19 protein-coding genes and 1 tRNA gene are annotated in these 17,722 nt (G+C 67.2%); 13 read left to right on the top strand and 7 right to left on the bottom strand.

Annotated elements, in window-relative coordinates; translation table 11 throughout:
• Positions 1-40: 40 nt before the first annotated feature.
• Entirely contained in the window at positions 41-1,315 is a 1,275-nt protein-coding gene (locus MEBOL_RS39905; RefSeq protein WP_095982315.1) for a response regulator, read from the bottom strand.
• A 124-nt stretch (positions 1,316-1,439) separates the two neighbouring features.
• Positions 1,440-2,255, bottom strand: a complete 816-nt coding sequence (locus MEBOL_RS39910) for a chemotaxis protein CheW (RefSeq protein ID WP_095983301.1) — start codon at positions 2,253-2,255, stop codon at positions 1,440-1,442.
• A 46-nt stretch (positions 2,256-2,301) separates the two neighbouring features.
• Here MEBOL_RS39910 and MEBOL_RS39915 point away from each other — a divergent pair, with 46 nt between their 5' ends.
• Positions 2,302-3,678 (top strand): diguanylate cyclase, encoded by a 1,377-nt coding sequence (locus tag MEBOL_RS39915; protein WP_095982316.1) that lies wholly within the window; start codon positions 2,302-2,304, stop codon positions 3,676-3,678.
• 74 nt (positions 3,679-3,752) lie between these two features.
• Complete coding sequence (gene sinK / locus MEBOL_RS39920; protein ID WP_095982317.1) at positions 3,753-5,297, top strand: hybrid histidine protein kinase/response regulator SinK; 1,545 nt, start codon at positions 3,753-3,755, stop codon at positions 5,295-5,297.
• Between the two features lie 86 nt (positions 5,298-5,383).
• Here sinK and groL read toward each other — a convergent pair whose 3' ends face one another.
• Both groL and MEBOL_RS39930 read right to left on the bottom strand, forming a co-directional pair.
• Positions 5,384-7,024 (bottom strand): chaperonin GroEL, encoded by a 1,641-nt coding sequence (gene groL, locus MEBOL_RS39925; RefSeq protein WP_095982318.1) that lies wholly within the window; start codon positions 7,022-7,024, stop codon positions 5,384-5,386.
• A gap of 170 nt (positions 7,025-7,194) precedes the next feature.
• The gene (locus MEBOL_RS39930) at positions 7,195-7,551 is read right to left on the bottom strand and encodes a response regulator (protein ID WP_095982319.1); all 357 of its coding nucleotides are present in this window, start codon (positions 7,549-7,551) and stop codon (positions 7,195-7,197) included.
• A gap of 107 nt (positions 7,552-7,658) precedes the next feature.
• Between MEBOL_RS39930 and MEBOL_RS39935 the strand changes: the two genes are divergently transcribed.
• The 8 genes from MEBOL_RS39935 (at position 7,659) to MEBOL_RS39965 (ending at position 12,257) form a co-directional block, all read left to right on the top strand.
• Positions 7,659-8,735, top strand: a complete 1,077-nt coding sequence (locus MEBOL_RS39935) for a metallopeptidase family protein (RefSeq protein ID WP_095982320.1) — start codon at positions 7,659-7,661, stop codon at positions 8,733-8,735.
• Between the two features lie 47 nt (positions 8,736-8,782).
• A tRNA-Sec gene (locus tag MEBOL_RS41710) sits at positions 8,783-8,878 on the top strand.
• 115 nt (positions 8,879-8,993) lie between these two features.
• Positions 8,994-10,418: a SitA5 family polymorphic toxin gene (gene sitA5 / locus MEBOL_RS39940; protein ID WP_170115688.1), complete on the top strand. Its 1,425-nt coding sequence runs from the start codon at positions 8,994-8,996 to the stop codon at positions 10,416-10,418.
• A 40-nt stretch (positions 10,419-10,458) separates the two neighbouring features.
• The gene (locus MEBOL_RS39945; protein WP_095982321.1) at positions 10,459-10,914 is read left to right on the top strand and encodes a SitI3 family protein; all 456 of its coding nucleotides are present in this window, start codon (positions 10,459-10,461) and stop codon (positions 10,912-10,914) included.
• A gap of 78 nt (positions 10,915-10,992) precedes the next feature.
• Complete coding sequence (locus tag MEBOL_RS39950) at positions 10,993-11,310, top strand: hypothetical protein (protein WP_095982322.1); 318 nt, start codon at positions 10,993-10,995, stop codon at positions 11,308-11,310.
• Between the two features lie 53 nt (positions 11,311-11,363).
• Positions 11,364-11,591, top strand: coding sequence for a hypothetical protein (locus MEBOL_RS39955; RefSeq protein ID WP_095983302.1), 228 nt, complete (start codon positions 11,364-11,366; stop codon positions 11,589-11,591).
• A complete protein-coding gene (locus tag MEBOL_RS39960; protein ID WP_095982323.1) occupies positions 11,584-11,967 on the top strand; it encodes a DUF3969 family protein in 384 nt (127 codons plus the stop codon). The genes MEBOL_RS39955 and MEBOL_RS39960 overlap by 8 nt, the downstream gene beginning before the upstream one ends.
• On the top strand, positions 11,964-12,257 hold the full coding sequence (locus MEBOL_RS39965; protein ID WP_095982324.1) for a hypothetical protein: 294 nt from the start codon (positions 11,964-11,966) through the stop codon (positions 12,255-12,257). The genes MEBOL_RS39960 and MEBOL_RS39965 overlap by 4 nt, the downstream gene beginning before the upstream one ends.
• 282 nt (positions 12,258-12,539) lie before the next feature.
• On the opposite strand, the gene MEBOL_RS39970 is transcribed toward MEBOL_RS39965, so the two are convergent.
• Positions 12,540-13,202 (bottom strand): TetR/AcrR family transcriptional regulator, encoded by a 663-nt coding sequence (locus MEBOL_RS39970; RefSeq protein WP_095982325.1) that lies wholly within the window; start codon positions 13,200-13,202, stop codon positions 12,540-12,542.
• Positions 13,203-13,321: 119 nt separating this feature from the next.
• Here MEBOL_RS39970 and MEBOL_RS39975 point away from each other — a divergent pair, with 119 nt between their 5' ends.
• The gene (locus MEBOL_RS39975) at positions 13,322-14,527 is read left to right on the top strand and encodes an FAD-dependent monooxygenase (RefSeq protein WP_095982326.1); all 1,206 of its coding nucleotides are present in this window, start codon (positions 13,322-13,324) and stop codon (positions 14,525-14,527) included.
• A gap of 11 nt (positions 14,528-14,538) precedes the next feature.
• On the opposite strand, the gene MEBOL_RS39980 is transcribed toward MEBOL_RS39975, so the two are convergent.
• Positions 14,539-15,126, bottom strand: a complete 588-nt coding sequence (locus MEBOL_RS39980) for a TetR/AcrR family transcriptional regulator (RefSeq protein WP_245919284.1) — start codon at positions 15,124-15,126, stop codon at positions 14,539-14,541.
• 254 nt (positions 15,127-15,380) lie between these two features.
• Here MEBOL_RS39980 and MEBOL_RS39985 point away from each other — a divergent pair, with 254 nt between their 5' ends.
• Together MEBOL_RS39985 and MEBOL_RS39990 are read left to right on the top strand one after the other, a co-directional pair.
• Complete coding sequence (locus MEBOL_RS39985) at positions 15,381-15,707, top strand: 2Fe-2S iron-sulfur cluster-binding protein (RefSeq protein WP_095982327.1); 327 nt, start codon at positions 15,381-15,383, stop codon at positions 15,705-15,707.
• 51 nt (positions 15,708-15,758) lie between these two features.
• Complete coding sequence (locus MEBOL_RS39990; RefSeq protein WP_095982328.1) at positions 15,759-16,985, top strand: cytochrome P450; 1,227 nt, start codon at positions 15,759-15,761, stop codon at positions 16,983-16,985.
• Positions 16,986-17,027: 42 nt separating this feature from the next.
• Here the strand turns inward: MEBOL_RS39990 and MEBOL_RS39995 are convergent, their stop codons facing one another.
• Complete coding sequence (locus tag MEBOL_RS39995) at positions 17,028-17,720, bottom strand: Coq4 family protein (protein WP_095982329.1); 693 nt, start codon at positions 17,718-17,720, stop codon at positions 17,028-17,030.
• Positions 17,721-17,722: the final 2 nt, after the last annotated feature.

Consider the following 17,722-nt stretch of genomic DNA (forward strand, 5'->3'; position numbering starts at 1 on the left):
GTCGGGGACTGGGAGAGAGAGATTAACGGCGAGAAGACGCTCAGTGCTTCGTCTCGCGATCCTTGATCAACCGCTCCAGCTCCTCGCGGATGATGGTCTCGGCGAGCTGGGGTACGACCTCCCAGGCGATCTTCTCGATGACCTCTCGCGAGGCCTTCGAGAGCGCGTCACGCAGCTGCGCCTCGCCGCCATCCGCCGCGGCGGGAGCGGGCCGCGCCGCCACGGGCGTGGGGGCGGGAGCCAAGGGAGCGGGCTCGGGCGTCAGGGGCTCGGCATCATCCAGGGACAGATCCTCCAGGCCGTTCACCTCGGGAGCGGCGGGAGGCGGAGCCGGCACGGGCTGAGGCGCGGGAGCACCCAGTCCGAACGGATCCCTGCCTCGGATGGCCCCCGCGGGCGCGGCACCCGGCAGGCCAGCCGCGCCAGGAGGACGGGGCAGGCCCGCGACGCCCGGAGGCGGCACACCCGGAGGCGGCATTCCCGGACGCGCGCCCGGAGGGGGTGCGCCCGGAGGCGGCATTCCCGGACGCGCGCCCGGAGGCTGCACACCCGGGGGCGGCATTCCCGGACGCGCCATGCCCGGAGGCGGCGCTCCCGGAGGAGGCATTCCCGGACGCGCGCCCGGAGGCGGCGCTCCCGGAGGAGGCATTCCCGGACGAGGACCCGGACCCATGCCCGGTCCCGGAGGCCCGCCCGGACGCGCCACGCCCGGAGGCGGCGCTCCCGGAGGAGGCATTCCCGGACGAGGACCCGGACCCATGCCCGGTCCCGGAGGCCCGCCCGGACGCGCCATGCCCGGAGCCCCGGGCCCCGGAGGGATGCCAGGGCCCGGCGGCCGCGGACCCGGGCCAGGACCCGGAGGGCCCGCGGGGCGAGGCTGGGCGGGTGCCGCGGCGGCGGCGGGTGCCGTCACCTGGGTGGCGGCCGAGGCGGGCATCGTGTTGCCCTTCTGCCCCACCAGGGTCTTCACCTTGTCCAACAGGACCTGGCTCTCGAAGGGCTTGGTGATGTGGTCGTCCGCCCGGGCCGAGCGTGCGCGGCCCTCGTCGAAGGCCTCGAAGGTACCGGCCAGCAGCAGCACGGGGATGTGCTGGGTGGACGGATCGTGCTTGAGCGCCTCGCAGACCTCGTAGCCGTTCTTGCCCGGCATCATCACGTCCGCGAGCACCACATCCGGACGCAGCTCGCGGCAACGCGAGATGGCGTCCAGCCCATTGTCGACCGCGGTGACCTGAAAGTCCTCGGTCGCGAAGATCATCCCGATCACCTTGCGGATGGTGAGCGAATCATCGGCGACCAGCAGATTCTTGGGCATCGATTCGGGCCTCGGGGGATCCAACCCCCCAGAATTCGTTGAGAAACAGGGACATGGCGTCCCTTCATACAGGCCGGGCAGCTTACGGTTGCCCACTCGGGCCTTCAAGAAAACAAGCGGGCCATCAAGAAAACATACGTCGCGGGTCCGCGAAGAGCACGGGCATGGGGAGGCCGGGCGCGGTGAACTCCCCGGGGTTCAAAGTGGACGTGAAGTGGGGGAACACCCCCAGCACACGCGAGGCGCACATCCCCAGACGGCGGCCCTCCACGTCGGCCAGGACGAGGAAGTCCTCCGCGACGACGCTTCCCCCCAGGAGAAGTGCTGGCGCCGAGTAGAGGGGCCAGAGTACCTGGCCATGGGGCAGCAGGCCCGCCACGGCCCCGCTCCGCCCCGGCAGCTCGCAGAAGCTGGGGGTCCGCATCGCCACCTGGGACACATAGGACAGGGGCAGGCCGAACAACCGCCCCTGGGACTCGAAGACGAGCGAGCGCTCTGGAGGGGAGAGGGCGAGGTGTACGGGAAGGGGGGCGGGAGGCTTCGCGGCGCCGGGTGCCTGGGGAAGCGCGTCCGCGTTGAGCTCCAGGTAGAGGCGCTCCTTGTACAGCACCGCGCTGTGGCTGAGCGAGGCCAGGGTGGCGCCCAGCCCCGAGGGCAGCACGAAGTGGACGGCCCGAGCCACGTCGGCCACCTCGACGATCGAGCGCACGCGCACCGCCAGGGTGGGGCTCACGTCGAACACCACGACCATGCCCGGGGTCGGCTCGGGCTCGCCACCCAGCAACTCGGACAGATCCTGGATCTCCAGCACCCCGCGAAGACTCGTTTCATCTGGACCCGGCGAGGCCACCTCGGTGACGGAGGTGGCCTCGACGGAGAAGCGCGTACCGCCCGCTTCCAACAGAAGACAGAGTCGGCGTCCGCTTTCGAAGAGGGGCACGCGCACAGGCTAGCAGCCCCGAGGCCTTGGTGCTAAGCCCCGAGCGATGGCGCGTCTGCTCCTCGTCGATGACGAAAAGATGGCCCGGGCCCTGTACGGCGATTCCCTGCGGGAACTGGGCCACGAGGTCACCGCGGTGGCCACCATCCCGGAGGCCAAGGAGGCCCTGGCCCGGGATCGGTACGACGTGGTGGTGACGGATCTCATCCTCGCCCAGGGCGATGGAATCGAGGTGCTGCGCCATACCAAGGAGAACCACCCGGGCATCGAGGTGGTGGTCATCACCGGCCTGGACAAGGTGGACCCGGCGGTGCGCGCCCTCAAGAGCGGCGCGGCCGAGTACCTCGTCAAGCCCGTGGCCCCCGAGGTGCTCCAACACGCGGTGAACCGGGCGCTCGCCACGCGGGAGCTCCTGCAGGAAAACGCCGCCCTGCGCCGCTCCGTCTCTCTGTTGGAAGCCGGACAGCGCATCTCCACCACGCTCGACCGCGGCCGGCTGACGCACACCGCCTGCAACGCCTTCCTCTCCGTTTCCTCGGCCGAAGCGGTGATGCTGTTGCAGTTCGATGCCCAGGGCCGTCCCCGGTTGTTGGGCACGCAGAAGCTGGCGGGAGCGGCCCAGGAAAGCGCCCTGCTCACCCACCTCACGCCGCACCTGCGGGAGCTCCGCGAGGCCCGCCTGGTGGAGGGACTGCCGGGCGATTGGTCCTGTGCCCTCGCCGTGCCCGCGGTGGACGGCGAGGAAGCGCTCGGCTGCGCCCTGCTCTTCTATCCCGCCGCGCCCCCGAAGGACGTGTCCGAGCCCACGGCGTTCCTGGCCCGCAGCCTCGCGCTCGCCTTGCGCAACCAGGGCCGCATCGCGCAGGTGGAGGACCTGGCCTACCTGGACGACCTCACCCACCTCTTCAACCTGCGCTACCTGCACCTGATGCTGGACCGCGAGCTGAAGAGCGCCCAGCAGACCCATGGTGTCTTCAGCCTGCTCTTCCTGGACCTGGACTACTTCAAGGCCGTCAACGACACCCACGGCCATGTGATGGGCTCCCAGTTGTTGGTGGAGATGGCGCACGTCCTCAAGGGTTGTGTGCGAGACCGGGATGTCGCGGTGCGCTATGGCGGGGACGAGTACGTGGTCCTGCTGCGCGGCACGGACTCGGGCACCGCCTTGAAGGTGGCCGAGCGCATCCGGCGTGCCGTGGAGAGCCACCGCTTCCTCGCGGCCGAGGGACGCGCGTTGTCGCTCACCACGTGCATTGGCGTGGCCAGCTACCCCGAGCACACCCAGGACAAGGCCACCTTGCTGGACATGGCGGACCGGGCCATGTACCGGGGCAAGAAGGGCCCCCGCAACGTCGTCTACGTCGCCGCCAAGGGTCTGGAAGCCACGCCTCCGGCCCGCCATAGCCAACCCACCGGAAGCTGAACACCGGGCGGCGCCCGAGCAATCCGATGCCCCGCGTTGCGGCCGGGCCGGTGGCTCGGCGATGCTGGGGCGTCATGGACACCCCGTCCCCGCTCGCGGTCCTGCTCGAGGCCCTGGAAGCAGGCGATCTGCGAGCGGCGAAGGCCGCCGCCGTGGAACTGCAACGCACCCGGGTGGGCACCACCCAGCTCGCCGCCGAGGTGCTGCATGAGTTGCGTCAGCCCCTGCTCGGCGTGAAGGCCTACACCCAGCTGCTCACCGAGGAGATGGGCTCGCGCGGCCCGCTGCGGCAGATGCTCGCCCAGGTGGAGCGGATGGAGCAGATCATCTCCGACTTCACCCGCCTGGCCAGCGAGCGCCCCGCGCCCCAACAACCCGTGTCCCTGGTGGCGCACGTCCAGGCGGCCGCGCGCGCCTTCGCCCTCAATCCCGACTCGTCGCGCATCCGTCTCGAGGTGGACGCCCCCGAGGAGCTCATCATCGAGGGCAATGGCCGGCTCCTGGAGCAACTCGCCCTCAACCTCTTCAACAACGCGCGCGACGCGGCTTCCGGCCCCGGGTTGGTGAAGGCGGTGCTCGCGCGCGAGGACTCCTCGCCCGTCATGTACGTGGCGGATTGGGGCCGCGGCATTCCCGACGCCGTGCGCGCCCGGCTCTTCGAGCCCTACGTGACGGGAAGCAAGCGCGGCACGGGCCTCGGGCTCGCGGTGTGCCGGCGCATCGCGCAGGAGCACCAGGCGCTGCTGGAGCTCGTTCCCCCCTCCACCCTGAACCTCTCTCCCCCACCCTCCACGGTCTTCCGCGTCCGCTTCCCCGCCCCGGCCTACCGGACGCCGCTCCCCCCGGAGCCCTCGCCCGCTCCGGCCTCTTCGCGTCACCGCCTGCTCGTGGTGGATGACGAGGAGATCATCCGCAGCGTCTTCAGGGACTTGATGAGCCGCGAGTGCGAGGTGCTCGAGGCGGCCAACGCCGAGGAAGCGCTCGCGCACCTGGAGCGCGGGCGCGTGGATCTCATCGTCACCGACAAGAACCTGCCCGGCCTCTCCGGCCTGGAGCTGGCCCAGCGGGCGCGTCGGCTCGACCCCGGCTCGCGCGTCATCCTGATGACGGGCTACCCCTCCCTCGTGACCGCCCAGCAGGCGCTCGAACTGGGACTGCTCGACTACCTGCTCAAGCCCTTCGACGACATCCGCGAGGTGCGCGCGAAGCTGCGCGAGGCCCTCACCGGGACCGCCCCCAGGACACGGGGCCTGCGCTCGGACAGCCGGCGCGTGGACGTGCTCGAGGACCATCCCGCTTCCGCGCGGCGGATCACGGAGGCGCTCGCGCTCCTGGAGCTCGAGGCGCGGGTCTTCCCGTCCGTGCCCACCGAGCCTCCCGTGGAGCCCCCCGCCGCCGTGGTGGTGAGCTGGGACTTCTCCGCCGCCCATGGCCGACAGGCCCTGGAGCTGGCACGGCGGCAGGGCCTGGGCGCCCCCTTCGTGGTGCTCGCCGAATACCTCTCCCAGGAAACGATGCTGGAAGCCCTGCGCGCGGGCGCCTCCGGATGCCTGTCCCGGGACCTGGAGCCGCGCGAGCTCGGCCGCGAGTTGTCCCGCCTGCTCAAGCCCGGCTCCTGAAACACCACGGCCCCAGCTCCCTCCTCGGCGGAGAAGGAAACCAGGGCCGTGAACCTCACCGAGCCGTCAAGGGGCTCGGGCGTGACTCAGTAGTCCAGGTCGTCGCCGCCGTAGTCCGGAGCGCCACCCGCCCCCGCGCCCTTGGCCTTCTTCTTGGGGCGCTCGGCCACCATGGCCTCGGTGGTCAGCAGCAGCGAGGCGACCGAGGCCGCGTTCTGCAGCGCGGTGCGCTCCACCTTCGTCGGGTCGATGACGCCGGCCTTCTCCAGATCCTCGAACACGTCCGTGCGGGCGTTGTAGCCGTACGCGCCCTGGCCCTCGCGCACCTTGTTGAGGATGACGGCGCCCTCGAGGCCCGCGTTGCTCGCGATCTTGCGCAGCGGCTCCTGCAGGGACTTCTTGATGATGTCCACGCCGAAGTCCTGCTCACCACCAAGCTTGAGCTTCTCGAGCGCGGGCAGGCAGCGCAGGTAGGCCACGCCACCGCCGGGGACGATGCCCTCCTCCACGGCCGCGCGCGTCGCGTGCAGCGCGTCCTCGACGCGCGCCTTCTTCTCCTTCATCTCCGTCTCGGTCGCCGCGCCCACGTGGATGACCGCCACGCCACCGGCGAGCTTCGCCAGACGCTCCTGGAGCTTCTCCCGGTCGTAGTCGCTCGTGGTCGTCTCCGTCTGCGTGCGGATGAGCTTGATGCGGCCCTCGATGTCCGCGCTCTTGCCCGCGCCGTCGACGATCGTGGTGTTGTCCTTGTCGATGGTGATGCGCTTGGCGCGGCCCAGATCATTGAGCGTGAGCGCGTCGTACTTGTGGCCCAGCTCCTCGCTCACCACCTGGCCGCCCGTCAGCGTGGCGATGTCCTTGAGCAGATCCTTGCGGCGATCCCCGAAGCCCGGCGCCTTCACCGCCGCCACGTTGAGCACGCCGCGGATCTTGTTCACCACCAGCGTGGCCAGGGCCTCGCCCTCCACGTCCTCGGCGATGATGAGCAGCGGCTTGCCCGCGCGCGCCACCTGCTCGAGGATGGGGATCATGTCCTGCATCGACGAGACCTTCTTCTCACTGATGAGGATGAAGGCGTCCTCGAGCACCACCTCCATGCGGTCGCGGTTGGTGACGAAGTACGGCGACAGGTAGCCGCGGTCGAACTGCATGCCCTCGACCACGTCGAGCGTCGTCTCGAGGCCCTTGGCCTCCTCCACCGTGATGACGCCCTCCTTGCCCACCTTCTCCATGGCGTCGGCGATGATGTTGCCGATCGTCTCGTCGCCGTTGGCGGAGATGGTGCCCACCTGGGCGATGGACTTCTTGTCGCCGGTGGACTTGGAGATCTTCTTGAGCTCGCCCACCACCGTCTCCACGGCCTTGTCGATGCCGCGCTTGAGATCCATGGGGCTGTGGCCCGCGGCCACCAGCTTCAAGCCCTCCTCATAGATGGCGCGCGCGAGCACCGTGGCCGTCGTGGTGCCGTCACCCGCCTTGTCCGACGTCTTGGAGGCGACCTCCTTGACCATCTGGGCGCCCATGTTCTCGAACTTGTTCTCGAGATCGATCTCCTTGGCGACCGTCACGCCGTCCTTGGTCACCGTGGGCGAGCCGAACGACTTCTCGATGACCACGTTGCGGCCCTTGGGACCGAGCGTCACCGCCACCGCGTCCGAGAGGATCCGCACGCCCCGCAAAATCGCCTCGCGGGCCGACTGGTGGAAGAAAATCTCTTTCGCTGCCATTGTAACCTCCTGAAAAAATTGAAGAAAATCCGTCGCGGGCCGGGAGCGCCGCGTTGGCACTCGACCCAGGCGAGCGCCAAAATAAGAGACGGTCCCGGGTTGTCAACACGGAAGGCGCGGCCTGTGGAGGAGCCAACGGCCCGGCGGGCCCGAAGCAAGGCCGCCAGGCGCTACTCGGCGAAGCGCACCAGGTTGAGCAGCTGGTTGAAGTCCAGCGGCTTCTCCAGCGTCATCGCCACGCCCTTGCGCAGGCCCTTGTCCTGCACGTTGCCGTCAGCGTTGCCCGTCATGAGGATGACCTGGGTGTCGCGGTGCCTCGGCTCCGCCTTGAGCATCGCGGTGAACTGGATGCCGTCCATGTGGGGCATCCGGTAGTCACTGATGATGAGCCCCACCTCATGACGCTCGAGGATGTCCAGCGCCTGCAAGGCATCGGCCGCGGAAAAGACGGTGTAGCCGTGCTTCTCCAGGAACCGGGAGAGCAACGTACACAGCTCGACATCATCATCCACGACCAGAATGTTCACGGACCCTTATGAGCTGAGCGGTACGGCGTGCGGGGGCGGAGGTCGCGGAAGGTAACAGCCGTGAGGTACGTTGACAACGCGCGCAAGGGGTTCGTATGTCGCCGCATATGAGGAAGCGGACGTCGAAGCAGGCGGCGCCGTCGGATGTGGAGGCGCGGTTGGCGGAGGTGGCGGCCGCCTTCGAGCGCGGAGCGCTGGAGGAGGCCCTGGCTGGGGCCGATGCGCTGCTGGCCGAGGCCGACGAGTTCCCCGAGGCCCTGCACTGGCGGGCGTCCGCCCTGGCGGAATTGGGACGGCTGGACGAGGCCTTGGAGACATATGGCCGCGCCTTGAAGGTGGCTCCGGACGACCTGGAGCTGGTGCTCGCGGCGGCGGAATGCCTGGTGGCCCGGGTGGGCGACGACCGGGAGGCCGTGGAGGACGGGCTCGCCCTGTGTGCCCGGGGCCGGAAGCTGTCCCAGCGGGCCGGGGACACGGAGCTGCTCTTCGAGTTCCTCCTCCTGGAGGGCATTGGGCTCAACCAGGTGGGCGAGTGTGCGCGGGCCCTGGTGAGCCTGGACGCGGCGCTCGAGCACCTGCCGGGCGCGGTGGAAGCACGGCTGGAGCGGGCCATCGCCTTGTTCGAGCTGTGCCGCTTCCCCGAGGCCCAGACGGCCTTCGAGGAAATCCTGGGCGACGCGGAGGACGAGCCCTGGGCCCACCATTACCTGGGGCTGCTCGCGGAGCGGCGCGGGGATGCGAAGGAGGCCCGCCGGCGCTTCGGGCGAGCCCAGGCGCTGGTGCCCGAGGAGTTTCCGCCCCCGGTGGAGCTGGGGGAGAAGGCCTTCGACCAGGCCGTGGAAGACGCGGTGAAGGCGCTGCCCGGACACGTGAAGAAGTACATGGACAACGTCACGCTCGCGGTGGAGGACCTGCCCAAGGACGAGGATCTGATGGGGGAGACCCCGCCGCTCTCGCCGTGCATCCTGGGGGTGTTCCGCGGCTCGCCGGTGGGCGAGCGCCACAGCATCCTGGGCACGTTCGACCCCTACCCCGCGTCCATCGTGCTCTACCAGAAGAACCTGGAGCGCTTCGCGAAGACGCGGGAAGAGCTGATCGAGCAGATCGGCATCACGGTGATGCACGAGGTCGGGCACTTGATGGGGCTCGACGAGGATGACCTGTGGCAGCGCGGACTGGACTGACAGCCCAGCGTTGACGGACGTGGCTCAACCTGACGGTAATCCCCTGCGGTAGGACCTCTGGACCTGGTGGCTGGCCCGGTCTTCAAAACCGGTGGGGGGCATGGAGACATGTCCCCGGGAGGTTCGATTCCTCTGTCCTACCGACCTGTTCACCCTTGGCGGCATGACCAGCCCGTGAACCCCGCTCCGGGGGTTGTCGTATCCCTTGGGTATTTCTCCAGGCCGGCTACCCATAGAGGGGGGCCGGGAGGAATCCCCATGAAGCTGTGCTGCATGGCTTTGATGCTGGTTCTCCTCGTCGGGTGCGGCACTGCATCCCGAGCCGTGCGCCTGGACACGGGCCAGACCGACACCCTCGTCTTCACCCCTCGTTCCGGCGCCAGGCCGGTGACTCTGGGCAACGGCGAGTTCGAGGAGGCCGTGTCGGAACTGGCTCGGGATGTTCGGCCCCCCACCCGGCCCCAGGAAGCCGCCCGGCGGCTGTTCGAGGTGGAGGCGCGGAGCGGTGCGTACACGTACGAGCCACCCAGCCGCCGCATCACTCCGCTCAAGCCGGGAGAGCACCTGGAGGGGCAGTCCACAACACCGGAGGAGGAGTTGACGCGTGACTACCTGCGCTGGTGCGAGCGCACCGGCAGGCCCGGGGACTGTCTGCGCCTGCTGACGGAAGGCCCCACCGTCAACGGGGATGGTCGTTTCGCGCTCGCCATGGCCCTGGCCAAGGGCGCCGTACTGGACGAGATGCTGGAGGCGCTCAAGGACATGGCCGACCCTCACGCCATGGTGGCGGCGGTGCTCTGGACCTGGACCACGTACATGATCCTCGTCTCCATTCCCGACGTGACGATCTCCAAGGGCCTCGCGGCCGTGATGACCGCCACGATCATTTCCTACGTGGGCGTCGATACCTTCTGGGGTCTCGTCGTGGGCTTCAAGCGGCTGATGGACGAGGCGGACCGGGCCACCTCGTTCAACGAGCTGCGCGCAGCGGGCGAGCGGTACGGCAAGCTCATGGGCCGGAACGCGGCGCGAGCGTTCGCCATGCTGGCCATGGCGGCCATTGGCAACACGGCGCCAGGGCTGGCCGCGAAGGTGCCGAAGCTGCCCGGCTCGATGCAGGCGGCCGTACAAGCGGAGACGCAGGTGGGTATCCGTCTCGTGGCGGTGGGGGAAGTGACGACGGTCGCCGTGAGTGCCGAGACCGTCACCATCGCCCTGGCACCGGGTGCGGTGGCGATGACGGCTCGGGGCAGCAGTGGCGGCAGTTCGCGGGCCAGAGGGAGCTTGTCAGGACACCCAACCCGTCCTGGAGCCAACGACAAGAGGCCAGAAAACATCAAAGCGATCGAGCGGGAGAACGAGTCGGCGCAAACTCTCGCAGACAACGGCTACCATGTGGAACAGAATCCTCCGCCCAAGCCCAACGGCACGAAGCCCGACTACAGAATAAACGGGGAATATTACGACTGCTATGCCCCCAACAGTCCAAGCGCACGCAATATCGCGACCAACCTCAAGAACCAGAAGGTGAACAGAGATCAGGCAGACAGAATCATCCTGAACCTCGATGACACGAGCGTCACGATCGAAGTCATGAAGAAGCAACTTTCGGATTGGCCGATTCCTGGACTCAAGCAACTCATTGCCATTAAGAATGGCAATATTTCCATCCTTTTTCCATAGTCAGAATGCCACGAACCCGGTCTACCAAAGCGGAGAGCACATGGGATTGGACAACAGTCTTGAGCTATCAACTGACTTGAAACCTGCGCAGGTATTGCGCCTCATAGCTGAGAGATTCGGGCTTGAGTGGGGCGATGATGCCCATCTACTCGGGCCTGCAGTATGGGTCAGCGCGATTGAACCAGATCAAGATTTCAAGCTCATGATTGAGGAGGCATTTCATTTCAGACCAGACCTGTCCGTGGGATTTCGACTCGATCCCAATAGCGGCGAATACGAGGAGGGAAATCGCATCATGCTGCGCGCGACGATGTTCCTGCTGGAGCATGGTCGAGATGGGGTCCTGCTCTTCAACGGAGAGCACATCGTTTTGCAGAGGCTCAGTGGGCACTTGGTGCTCAACGAAGACTCCAAGAACTGGACGGACGGGCTCCGGCTGGAAAACGAGATTCGCCTGCCCCACGAAAAGCGGCCCTTGCCATCGCCCCTATTGTAGTGGACTTGAATCGGGCGACGACACCTTCCGTCAAGGATAGCCAGCCCTGGGTAGGACAAACCAGAAGGGAGAAATCAGATGGATTGGAGGGCAATCGATCTGCATGGTGCCGCGAGCATTTCGCGGGTGGTCAACGTCTTCGAGATTCGCGACATACGCGGTATTCCATGGACCAAATACAAGATCAAGGTTCTCGAAGAAGGCTCCGGGGACTTCCTCGCGGTTGCCAATGTGTGTGTAAAAAATGCCAATGGCGCTCCCGATGGGGAGGCAGGACTCGGACGGACAGAAGTAGAGGCCCTCCAGGATCTCATCAAGAGACTGGGTGAAAGATTGAACTCTCGCAAGGACTGGCGAGATGAAGACTTTGAATGGACCGACCCACAGGACTTCTGAAGCAGCAATCGCCGCATTCGATGCCGAGTTCGAAACTGATGTCGAGGCATTGCATGGATGACAAGATCACGCTCAAGGAGGCATACGCGGCGATGTACGCCTACCTTCAAATGCTCTACGACATGACAGGCTCGGACGACTTGGGCGGTTTTTTGGGCAGCATGTCGCTGCTCGAAGACGGTACGCCTGCGGATCCCGGTGTCTGGGACGATTGGATGTGCGCAGTACAGCAGGCAAGGCACGGTCAAGTCGATCTGACCCTGGGACGCCCTGATGAGTGAGCACCACCTGCCTGATGGTTCCGGTTCTCAGGAGATCTTGTGGCTCCGTGCAAAAGAAGGGGATGAAGTGCAGCGACTCGTCGCCGTGACCGCCCTCGGCATGTGTCGCGCCTTGGCCACCGGCGCGATCAGCCCGGCCGCAGCCTGCCATCGACTCTTCGGGCCGGCCCTGCTAACGCGGCTCAACCAAATGAATGCCTGCCCTTCACTTCGTCATGCCATCCACATGGCCACCGAACTTGAAGATGTGGCCGACCTCATCCCGGACAAATTGGCCAGCGCGATCGCGGATGTCGAAGCCGAACTCCTGAAGGCCCTGGCGGATCTCGCTCCGTCCGACCTTGCTGGCGAGAAGTGGCTGGTGAGGGCCCCGTGAGGATCCAGCTTTCCGACCTACGACGGGCGGCAGATGCCCTGTTCGATCACCTGGAGCGGACAGGCCGCACGGAGATCGACCTCACCGAGGACTTCTACTGGAACATCCCGGAGAAGCGGCTGTATTCGGTGTACTCCCCTCCTCCCGAGTCCGAACTGACGGTGGGGCAGTTGTCCGATGACTGGAACGAGGTGGCGAAGATCGCGTCCGGCCAACGCCCTCCGATCGCCTACACCCTGGTCTGGCTCTCGTCGCTCCTGCGCTTCATCGGCTCGAAGCTCGTCTCCTGAAGGGACCACGGGGACATGCAGCCGCCGCGTACCCAAATCGTATCCAAGATGAACGGACGCGGGTGGACCCCCACGGACGCTCTACCCACCCCGCTCCAGAGGGAAGCCGCCCCCCACGAGCAGCCCGCCGAGCCAGGCGGCGGGGCTTCAAAACCAGAAGGGGGCAGGGAGTCATGTCCCTGGGAGGTTCGAGTCCTCTGTCCTACCGACCCTTTCCCCCTCTGAGGACGAGCACTTGAAGCTGTTGGATCCCATCGCGCGGTGTCGGTGAATTCGCGTCCGTCATCGCTTCTTGCGCTCTCCGCGCCTCGGCCCCACGTCGGTCCGGCTGGAGCTTGGCTCCTCTCGGCGCCGTAGAGCACCGACGAGGAATTCCGTGGTCTCGGCCACGATGACATCGAGCGGCGTGCCCAGAATGAGGGAGTGTCGTGCCGCCACCATGACGCCGACCATCATCTCGACGACACGGCCAACGTGGGCCACGGGGCGGAAGGCCCCCGCGGAGACGCCCTCCTCCACGATGCGGCCGACCACGTCGAGCACGGGCGCGAAGCAGGCGGCGATCGATGCGCTCACCTCCTCCGGCAACACGTCTTTCAGGGAGTTGATCACCGGAAGGCTCCGGGCGCCGGGCGCGAAGGCCGCCAAATCACGCCGGACAACGAGGGCCAGCCGCTCTTCCGGGTCGTCCACGCCCGCGGCCTCCTGGACCACCTGGGCCACGAATGGCTCGACCTCGGCCTTCACGACGGCGACGAGCAACGCGTCCTTGGTCGGCGCGTAATTGTAGATCGTGTTCCTCGCGATCCCCGCCCGCCTCGCCACCGAGGCCAGGGACAGCGCCGCGTAGCCCTCTTCCGCCATCACCTCCAGGAAGCTGTCGCGCAGTCGCCTCCAGGTGGCCTCACGGTGCTCGGCGAGCGAGGGGGCGTCAATCCTGGGCATTGGGACAGTTAACACGCGAGGCGCCTCCTCCCACAACGGGCCCCGCTTGTTTTTCACGACGGTCCGTCGTAAAAAACCAGGGACCACTTCACGGCGACTTCCGCCGGACAGGAGTTCCCATGACCGCCCCCGCCCGTTCAGCTCTCGTCGTCGGACTTGGTATCGCCGGCATGGCCTCCGCCATCGGACTGCGGAAGGCCGGATGGCGGGTGACCGTGATCGAAAGGGCGCCCCAACGCCGCGTGGGTGGCTACTTCATCGGGCTGTTCGGCACGGGTGCCAGCGCCGCCAGACGGCTGGGGGTGATGGACGACCTCCATACCCGCACCCCCAAGAGCGCGAAGACGTGGGAAGTCACCCGCGCCGGCAACCGCCGCCGGGGGGCCGGATTCCTGGACCAGCCGGGCGAGCCACAAGGCGTGCTGCGCGGCGACATCGAGGCGGCGCTGTTCCAGAACCTCGGCGATGTGGAGGTGCGCTACGGCACCGAGCCGATGGCGATCGTCGACCTCGAAGGCGGCGCCAGGGTCACGACCCGCCAGTCGTCCACGGGCGAGGAGCGGAGCGAGCGGTTCGACCTCGTCGTGGGCGCCGACGGACTGCGCTCGACGGTCCGGCGCCTCGTCTTCGGCCCGCACGACCAATTCCTGAAGCCGCTGCATGCGATGATCTGCGCGTTCCAGCTCTCCGAGCAGGTGCCGTACTTCCCCGAGAACAACGGCATCGTGCTCGCCGAGCCGCGCCGCTCGCTCTGGGTCTTCCCGTTCGAGGACCGCCCGCCGACCGCGCTCTTCTCCTACCGGACCCGCGACATCGACGCGCAGTTTCGCGAGCCCGTCGGGACCGTGTTGCGACGTACCTATGGACCGGAACCGCTCGGTGACGCCCTCGAGCACGTGTTCGCCCAGCTCGACCGCACCGAGAGCTTCCTCTTCGACTCGGTGAACCAGGTGAGCATGCGCTCGTGGCACTCCGGCCGGACCGTGCTCGTGGGCGATGCCGCATGGTGCGTGACGCTGTACTCCGGCATGGGCGCGTCGATGGGCCTCGCTGGAGGCTCCCTGCTCGGAGAGCTGTTGGCGCTGAACCCGAATGACATCGGTGCCGCGCTGAGCACCTGGGAGGAGCGGCTCAGGCCTTACATCCGCCAGCATCAGCGGACCGCGCTTTTCAACGCGCAGATCTTCACGCCGAGCGGGCCGATCACCCACGTGCTTCGCGAAGGTCTGATGCGGCTGAGCGGCGGGGAGAAGCCGGCCGACGCCCCGCACAACGCCCTCTCGCGGTTCTTCGCTCGACCGAGGAACGTCGAGTTCGCCGCCTAGTCAGGTGGAACTCATGCCTCGCCTTCGTCGACGATCGCCTGGGTCGTGGTCTCCAGCCAGCGGCGGGTGGAGGCGAGGTGCGCCTGATCGAGCGACCGGATGGGCAGCAACTTCCAATTGGTGAGGAAGCCGGTCCAGAGAATGCTGATCCGCGCCGCACGCCCCTCTCCATCCGGCGGCCCCAGCCACCTGGCCAACGGCGCGATCAACTTCGTCTGGAAAAACTCGACGCTCGCCGCGTGCGCCATGGGGTCGGCCGCCGAGAGCATCATCATCGCGAGCGGGCTCACGGAGTCCTCCTGACTGCCGAGCACCGCCGCCATCAAGTCCGCTCCGAAGCGGCGCCGATCTCCGCGCAGAATCGGGGAGATGTCCGCCCGCTCCAACGTCTCCCGGAACAACCCCTCCTTCGAGCCGAAGTAGCGGATGACGAGCGCGGGATTCACCCCGGCGAGCTCCGCCACCTCGCGCACGCCGGTATGGGCGAATCCTCGCGTCGAGAAAAGGGTCCACGCGGCGTTGATGAGCTCGGTGCGCGTGCGCTCGGCGTCGCGCTCGCGCGTCGCCTTCTTGGGCTCGTCGGGGCCGGACGCGTACACGGCTGTGGACTTAGGACAGGGACTGGATCGTGTCCAGAACGCCCTCGGAGCGGCTTCGAGCCGCCCCATTCACCCGCCCGCTCGGTACGACGGAGCGTGTAAACGGCCGTTTACTTGCGGCGACGAGTGCGTTATACCCGAGGAAGTAAACGCTCGTTTACATCGCTGTGGACCCCCCTGCTGGGGTGACACGGCCGTCCCACTCATCCGCCTCACCGTTTGAAGACAATCAACACCCGGAGCGCAGGAGACCCATGGCGAAGATCACATTCATCGAGGCGGCTGGGACGGAACACGAGGTCGAGGCGAAGGAGGGACAGTCCGTCATGCAGGCGGCGATGGACAACCTCGTGCCAGGCATCGTCGCCGAGTGCGGAGGCTTCGCCAGCTGCGCGACCTGCCACGGCTACGTCGATGAGGCCTGGTTGAAGAAGCTCCCCCCGCCGGATGAGGGGGAAGCGGCGATGATCGAGTGCGCCTTCCACGTGCGGCCCAACAGCCGGCTGACCTGTCAGCTCAAGGTGACGCCCGCGCTGGAGGGATTGGTGGTCCGTCTTCCCGTCTCGCAGACGGGCGAGTGAGGACCGGACAAGTCCCCGCGCTTTTTCTCCAACAGCCAGAGAGGTTCGAACATGCATGCCTTTAGCGGACAGAAGTTGGACAAGATTCCCGCGCACGTCCCACCAGAGCTCGTCTACGAATACGACAACGCCCGGGATCCACGGATGCTCGAGGATCCGCACGGCCGGATGCGCTCGCTCATCCTCGAGGCCCCGCCCATCTTCTTCACCCCGTACAATGGGGGCCATTGGTTCGTGACCCGGAAGCAGGCCATCGTGGACATCACGATGAACCCCGAGGTCTACAGCAACAAGATCTCCGGGGAACACTCGGGGGAGCACAAGGACTCGCAGCCGGGCTTGAATCTGTTGCCCATCTCGGAGGATCCGCCGCGGCACACGGCGTACCGGACGCCGCTCAACCAGCCGCTGTCGGCCAAATCGCTCGCCGGACTCGAGTCGGCGATCCGGGTCATGGCGAACGAGCTCATCGACAAGGTGCTCGCCGCGGGACGCTGCGACTTCCTCTCGGACATCGCCGAGCCACTGCCCGTCACGTTGTTCCTGAAGCTGGCCGGCATGCCGACCAACCGTCTGGCGGAGTTCCGTCACCTGGCCGTGCAGGCGGCGTCCGCCACGGTGGATCCCGCGACCCGCGCGGAGACGTTCAAGCAGATCGCGGGGATCATGGCGGAGAGCATCCAGTCCCGGCAGGAGAAGCGTGAGGAGGATCTGCTCAGCCGGCTGCTCGACGCGAAAATCGACGGCCGCAACCCTACGTTCCAGGAGATGCTGGGCTACAGCATGCTCCTGTTCCTCGGGGGCTTGGACACCGTGGTGAATGCCATGAGCTTCGGCGTCCGGCACCTGGCGCGCGATCAGGAGTTGCAGGCGAAGCTCCGGGCCGACCCCAGCCTCCTACCCGGAGCCATCGAGGAACTGCTGCGGCTCTATGGCATCGCGTCCGTGCCCCGGCGGGTGACGCGCGACACGGTGTGCCATGGTGTCCAGTTCAAGCAGGGCGACACGATGTTGTTGCTCCTGCCCGCGGCCAACTACGACGACGCGGCGTTCCCCAATCCCGAGCAGTTCATGCTGGGCCGGACGGAGCAGCACATGTCGTTCAACTCGGGTCCACACCGGTGCGTCGGGTTGAATCTGGCCCGCCTGGAGCTGAAGGTGTTCTACCAGGAGTGGTTGAAGCGCGTGCCGCCGTTCCGGCTGGATCCCCAGGCGCCGCCGCGGTTCATGGGGGGCTTCACCCTGGCGGTCACGAGCCTGCCGCTGGTCTGGGAATAGAGAGACACCCGGAGGCAGCCCCCCTGCTCCGGGCGCACGCCGTCAGTTCATCCGCTCCGCGGGAGCGCACAGCCGCGCGCGCAGGGTGGCCACGGGGGTCTCCCAATTCCGCTCGAACCAGAAGTCGAGGAACAGCGGGGACGCACGGCCACGGCGGAACGCGGCCCACAGCCGCCGCAGGTACTCGGAGCGCCCGACACCGGACTGCGGAGCCGAGAGGAATTGGAACGAGCTGAGCAGCAGGATGAACGCCGCGGTCCGGATTCCCAGATTGCCCAAGGCGTACGCCTGCAACTCCATCTCGCCCATCACATCCGTGGCGTAGCCCGTCAGCACGTGCAACACGTCATGCGTCTCGCGGTAGCGCTTGCCGATGTAGTCGACGTCTTTCTTGATCTCGAGCGTCGTCGCGAAGGGTGAGATCTTGTTGTCGCGGTAGTAACGCGCGAACTCACGGCCCAACGTGCCCTCGGGCAGATGCTCGAGGGTGGCCAGGTCGAAATCTCCTGCCTGCATGGAAGGCCGCTCGGACAGGAGGCGGCGCCCCTCCTCGCTGCGCTGAAGCCGCTGGACGAGCGAGGCGTAGACCTTCATGTCCAGGGAGATGTTGAGCAGCTGGCCGGCGGTGGGATTCGTTGGGTCGTGCTTGGCCACCTCCAGGCACTGGGTCGCCACGCGCAGGCGGGTGAACAGGGAGGGGTTGTCGGGCAGGGACAGGGTCTGGGGATCGATCATAG

Source organism: Melittangium boletus DSM 14713 (genome assembly GCF_002305855.1).
Lineage (GTDB): Bacteria > Myxococcota > Myxococcia > Myxococcales > Myxococcaceae > Cystobacter > Cystobacter boletus.

Coding starts and splice junctions, on each gene's coding strand:
- MEBOL_RS39945 (WP_095982321.1), top strand. CDS start 10,459: ATGGGATTGGACAACAGTCTTGAGCTATCAACTGACTTGAAACCTGCG.
- MEBOL_RS39955 (WP_095983302.1), top strand. CDS start 11,364: ATGGATGACAAGATCACGCTCAAGGAGGCATACGCGGCGATGTACGCC.
- MEBOL_RS39905 (WP_095982315.1), bottom strand. CDS start 1,315: ATGCCCAAGAATCTGCTGGTCGCCGATGATTCGCTCACCATCCGCAAG.
- MEBOL_RS39915 (WP_095982316.1), top strand. CDS start 2,302: ATGGCGCGTCTGCTCCTCGTCGATGACGAAAAGATGGCCCGGGCCCTG.
- sitA5 (WP_170115688.1), top strand. CDS start 8,994: ATGAAGCTGTGCTGCATGGCTTTGATGCTGGTTCTCCTCGTCGGGTGC.
- MEBOL_RS39960 (WP_095982323.1), top strand. CDS start 11,584: ATGAGTGAGCACCACCTGCCTGATGGTTCCGGTTCTCAGGAGATCTTG.
- sinK (WP_095982317.1), top strand. CDS start 3,753: ATGGACACCCCGTCCCCGCTCGCGGTCCTGCTCGAGGCCCTGGAAGCA.
- MEBOL_RS39970 (WP_095982325.1), bottom strand. CDS start 13,202: ATGCCCAGGATTGACGCCCCCTCGCTCGCCGAGCACCGTGAGGCCACC.
- MEBOL_RS39995 (WP_095982329.1), bottom strand. CDS start 17,720: ATGATCGATCCCCAGACCCTGTCCCTGCCCGACAACCCCTCCCTGTTC.
- MEBOL_RS39975 (WP_095982326.1), top strand. CDS start 13,322: ATGACCGCCCCCGCCCGTTCAGCTCTCGTCGTCGGACTTGGTATCGCC.
- MEBOL_RS39935 (WP_095982320.1), top strand. CDS start 7,659: ATGAGGAAGCGGACGTCGAAGCAGGCGGCGCCGTCGGATGTGGAGGCG.
- MEBOL_RS39985 (WP_095982327.1), top strand. CDS start 15,381: ATGGCGAAGATCACATTCATCGAGGCGGCTGGGACGGAACACGAGGTC.
- groL (WP_095982318.1), bottom strand. CDS start 7,024: ATGGCAGCGAAAGAGATTTTCTTCCACCAGTCGGCCCGCGAGGCGATT.
- MEBOL_RS39950 (WP_095982322.1), top strand. CDS start 10,993: ATGGATTGGAGGGCAATCGATCTGCATGGTGCCGCGAGCATTTCGCGG.
- MEBOL_RS39990 (WP_095982328.1), top strand. CDS start 15,759: ATGCATGCCTTTAGCGGACAGAAGTTGGACAAGATTCCCGCGCACGTC.